Below are 4211 nucleotides of genomic sequence, written 5' to 3' on the forward strand. Positions count from 1 at the left end.
AGCAGCTGCTCGGCGGCGATGCTGCCGTTGCCGAGGGACAGCGTCAGCTGGCGGCGGTCCTGGGTGAAGGCGGAGGCGAAGCTGGCGAGCAGGTTGGAAAGGTCCATGATGTATTGCGGGCGGTTCAGCCCTGTACTTTGTAAACGTTGGAGGAAAGCTGCAGCGTGGCGTCGAAGGTCACCGGCGGCTTGTGCGGATGCACCTTGAGCACCGCGTCCACGCGGAAGCGCAGGTGACGCTCCATCTCGCGCGGGGCATCCAGGCTGACGCGCACGCGCGACAGCCGCGGCTCGTGCAGTTCGATCGAGCGGCGCAGCTGTTCGCGCAGCAGTTCGCGGTCGTCCGGATTGAGCAGGCTGATGCCGGACAGGTCCGGGATGCCGTAGCTGAGTAGGCTGTCCCGCGCTTGCGGGAACGGGTCCAGCGGATCCAGCGGCATCAGCCGGGTATTCAGCAGCGCCTCAAGGTCGCGCGCCAGCGACTGCTTGAAGTGCGACAGCTCAAACAGGCTGATCGGCTCGATGTGGCTTTGGTCCGGCTCATCGTCCAGCAGGCGGTCCAGCACCGAGGGCAGGATCAGCGCGTGGCGATTGCCGCTCATAGCCCGAACACGGCGGCCGCCTGGCGGCCGAGCATCCAGCGGAAGGCGACGAAGATGCCGGCGCCGGCTACGGCCAGCAGGGCGAAGTACAGCCACAGCGGCAGCTCGTGGCGCACATAGGCCTGGAAGCGTTGCGGCAGCTGCCAGTGCGGGGCGAAGTCGGCTTTGCCGCCGCGCACCTGCTGGATTTCCTGGCCCAGCTTGTGCACCAGATAGCCCAGCTTCTCCTGGCCTTCCAGCAGGTACTTGCCCTGGAAGCCCAGCAGCAGGCAGGTGTAGAACACTTCCAGCGCTTCCACATTGGCGGCTGGGTTGTCGCGCAGTTGCTCCAGGCGGTTGAAGAAGCCTTCGCCGGCCAGGTGTTCGCCAAACAGGCGCAGCTGCAGCGGCATGCGTTCCCATTCGTCGCGCAGCGCAAACTCCGAGGACAGGATGATTTCGTCCATCAGCGCGCAGAAGGCGTACTTGGCGTGGTTGATGGCGTTGTTGTCCTTGCCGAAGTTGCGGGCGTTGCGCTCGAACTGGCCCAGGAAGTGGTCGACGCGGCGGTTGAATTCCACGGCGCTGCTGGGCGCATTGCCTTCCTTCAGCAGGAACAGCAGGTAGATGCCGTCCTCCAGCATTTCGCGCAGGTTGGGAGCGGCGGGGGCGGCCACGTCGATGACGCGTTCCGCCGTTTGGGTCAGGGTAGTGTTCATGGCGTGTTCAGCGGAAGACCGCGATCAGTTCTATGGAAATATTGGCCAGGGTTTGCGGCACATAGATGCAGATGCTGCGCGATTGCAGCATGCGGCTGTAGATCTCGCTGTGCGGCTCCAGGGCGAAATAGTGGTTGCCCACCCGCACAGGGATGGCGGACGGGGTTTGGGCAGTATGCGACAGGCTGACGCCGCGCATCGCGGAGTTCAGGATGCGCTCCACGTCGTCCGGCGCGCCTATCTTCAGCTTCAAGGGCACGCTGTCGATGATCTGCGCGGCCGGCAGTTCGCTCTGCACCGACAGGTAGAAGTCCACGTTATCCAGCAGGCGGTCGCTTTCCAGGCGGCCGATGTGGAAGGACGGGCGCGGCGAATGCAGCGGGATCACCTTGTAGCGCGCGGACACCACGGTTTCCAGCAGCTCGCGGATTTGCAGGTCCAGCGGCGGGAACACCTCGTGCAGCTTGTCGTGGCGATAGGCCGGGATGTCGGACAGCGTGTACAGCGTGGTGAAGGTCTGCAGCTCGCCGCAGAACTCCGCCAGCGCCATATAGAGTTCTTCCGGGTGCAGCGGCTGGCATTGCGACAGATGGCGCAGGCGCGCGAAGTTGCGGTTCACCGTGTGCAGCAACCAGAACGAGCTGATGTCGGCGGAGCCGAACTCCATCACGCTTTTGGCGCGCTCGCGGTGGGCGCCGGCCAACGCCTGGCTCTTCACCAGCAGAATGTCCAGCAGCCGGCGCAGCATTTGCATCATGTCGCCGGAGCCTTCAATCGCCAGCAGCGGCGGCAGGTAATCCTTGGCCACCGTCCATTGCCCAGTGGCGTCCTTCTCCAGCTGGCACAGCGCGATGGCGTCGTAGCCATCGCGGTTTTCCTCTTCCAGCATCAGCTTCACGTCCAGCTGCAGCGTGGACAGGTCGGCGGGCAGCGCCTGGGTGTACAGGTCGGCCGTTTCGCAGTGGTCGCTGTGGAAGCGGGTGGGGCGCGCGCCGGCTTCGCTGCCGCGGGTGTTGCCGCCATAGGGCTGCAATTGAGCCAGGCAGGCGTACAGCGTGGTGCGGATGCCCAGCTGCGGCAGCGTCGCCAGATCGCGGCTCAGCGGCAGCGGACCATGGCTGGGCGCCTGGTATAGCGTGCCGTCGCGGAACAACATGGCCAACTCGTCCACGCGGATCATGCCGCCTTTCAGCGCGGCCTCGTCCAGCGTCAGGCGATGAATGCCCCAGGCGTGGCGGTGAGTGAGCTGCAGCAGGCTGGATTGCGTCTGTTCCTGAAACAGGGCTTGCTGCTGGAAATGCTGCGGGCGAAGAAACATGCCTTCGCCCCATAATATTCTTTGTGCATGAAGCATTGCTGGGGAGGCCTTAGCGTGCGTTTTCTGATAATGCCGATGTGATTAATAGCCAGCTGGCTGGCATTCTATTTTTGCGGTTTTGGGCTGATCCGGCAAAGCAATGGATTCCGGTTTGATAGCCTGTAAATAGCAATCGCCAACCTTGAATTTGAGATCCTTGCTGCGCACTCGTCCGGCGTCATAAAGCAGGCGCCAGAAATGGGGATTGGGCTGGCGGAAATACCCAATTACGCCAACATAATTGGCGTCCTCCAAAACGGATATATCTAATTCTTTTTTGTCACCTGGCAAAAAGACCAGTTCCTTATTGGATATAACATCCGAACCAAGCACATCTTGAATTGGCTTGCCACTGGCCAAAAGGTCAGGTGTCAGTAATTTGAAGGCTTGGTCGTTTTTGAGCTGATACACCTGAACCACGACAGACAAGGGTTTCCCCTGCCTGTCGCGGTTGAGCGTAGCGCTTGCCTCGCTTGAGATTGTGATATTCTTCGGCCCCGCGCAGCCGTTGAGCAGCGATAGCGCCGCAACGAGCGGGAGTAGAATGATCTTGTGCCAGAGAGTGGTGAAATCCATACAGTCTGCGCCAGAAAAATACATGTTGGAGGTGAATAAACGTGGAGAATGGATTGGCGATTTCCCGTATTTTACCGCCACTTGCCGATTACGGGACTTGACTTCTTCGCGAATCAAATCAAGCATATCGCGTTATTCGCATATTCATCAATCGTTAGTAAAAAATTTCCAATGATGTTTTTGGCGCCACTGGTGGTGGTTGGCATCGTACTGCTTTTGCTGTGGCTGGGTTGGCGGTATTTCCTTGGCGGAGCCAGACTCCGCGTAGAGCAGTCGTCGATTGCGACTCCCCTGAATATGACTTGCGATCCGGTGGAAATCCCCCCGGTTTCCCCCCCTTTTTTTCAGCGTTTAAGGGGGGGATTCTCGACGCCTGCCTGGCTGAAAACGCGGGCGATGATCTGGCTGGTGCCGCTGCTGTCCTTGGGATTGGTCAGCATGGTTGTTGCAATTACGCTGCACTTTGCGGGATATCACCAGGAAATCGGCTATCAGCCGCAAAAATATGCCCATGGCAATCAGATTCGCCAGGCGCTGACCGAAGAAAAGCTGGTTCCGCCGCCACCACTGGCGCCGGAGGCTTTTGTCGATGCGGTGGCGGAAAAGCCGCAGTTGGCGCTGGATAAGGCGGACCGCGACTGGAACAAGATGGACCAGGCGTTTGTGCAGGATGTGCTGCGGGTGATGGAAAGAATGAAGGCGCGCGGTTTCCCGATGGTGTTGCTGGAGGGCTACCGCAGTCCGGAGCGGCAAAACCATTTGGCCGGCGGCAGCGTCAAGGTGACGCAGGCCCGGGCCGGCGAGAGCAAGCATCAATACGGATTGGCGGCGGATTTGGCGCCGGTCCGCAACGGCAAGGTCGTGATCTCGGAGCGGGATCCGTGGGCGATGCAGGCCTATACCGCGCTGGGCGAGGAAGCCCAAGCGCAAGGGCTGGGCTGGGGCGGAAATTTCAGTTTCCGCGACTACGGCCACATCG

5 protein-coding genes are annotated in these 4211 nt (G+C 60.9%); 1 reads left to right on the forward strand and 4 read right to left on the reverse strand.

The annotated features are described in order from the left end of the window. Positions 1–124 precede the first annotated feature (124 nt). From tssE to tssJ, 4 genes are read right to left on the reverse strand one after another with little or no spacing between them, the layout of a single operon-like run. Positions 125–601, reverse strand: coding sequence for a type VI secretion system baseplate subunit TssE (tssE, locus tag C2134_RS11635; RefSeq protein ID WP_103320218.1), 477 nt, complete (start codon positions 599–601; stop codon positions 125–127). After that, positions 598–1299, reverse strand: a complete 702-nt coding sequence (gene icmH, locus C2134_RS11640; protein ID WP_103320220.1) for a type IVB secretion system protein IcmH/DotU — start codon at positions 1297–1299, stop codon at positions 598–600. The genes tssE and icmH overlap by 4 nt, the downstream gene beginning before the upstream one ends. A gap of 7 nt (positions 1300–1306) precedes the next feature. Beyond that, entirely contained in the window at positions 1307–2653 is a 1347-nt protein-coding gene (gene tssK / locus C2134_RS11645; protein ID WP_103320222.1) for a type VI secretion system baseplate subunit TssK, read from the reverse strand. Positions 2654–2698: 45 nt separating this feature from the next. Continuing rightward, positions 2699–3232 carry a type VI secretion system lipoprotein TssJ gene (gene tssJ, locus C2134_RS11650; protein ID WP_158248754.1) on the reverse strand — a complete coding sequence of 178 codons (534 nt, stop codon included), beginning with the start codon at positions 3230–3232 and terminating at the stop codon, positions 2699–2701. Positions 3233–3280: 48 nt separating this feature from the next. Here tssJ and C2134_RS21885 point away from each other — a divergent pair. Continuing rightward, positions 3281–4211: M15 family metallopeptidase (locus tag C2134_RS21885; protein ID WP_233196426.1), on the forward strand; the 931-nt coding region annotated here is incomplete at its 3' end.

It is taken from the genome of Chromobacterium sinusclupearum (genome assembly GCF_002902845.1).
Lineage (GTDB): Bacteria > Pseudomonadota > Gammaproteobacteria > Burkholderiales > Chromobacteriaceae > Chromobacterium > Chromobacterium sinusclupearum.

Bases quoted from the DNA above. Each gene is read 5' to 3' on its own strand.
- tssE (WP_103320218.1), bottom strand. From the start codon at position 601: ATGAGCGGCAATCGCCACGCGCTGATCCTGCCCTCGGTGCTGGACCGC.
- tssK (WP_103320222.1), bottom strand. From the start codon at position 2,653: ATGCTTCATGCACAAAGAATATTATGGGGCGAAGGCATGTTTCTTCGC.
- tssJ (WP_158248754.1), bottom strand. From the start codon at position 3,232: ATGGATTTCACCACTCTCTGGCACAAGATCATTCTACTCCCGCTCGTT.
- icmH (WP_103320220.1), bottom strand. From the start codon at position 1,299: ATGAACACTACCCTGACCCAAACGGCGGAACGCGTCATCGACGTGGCC.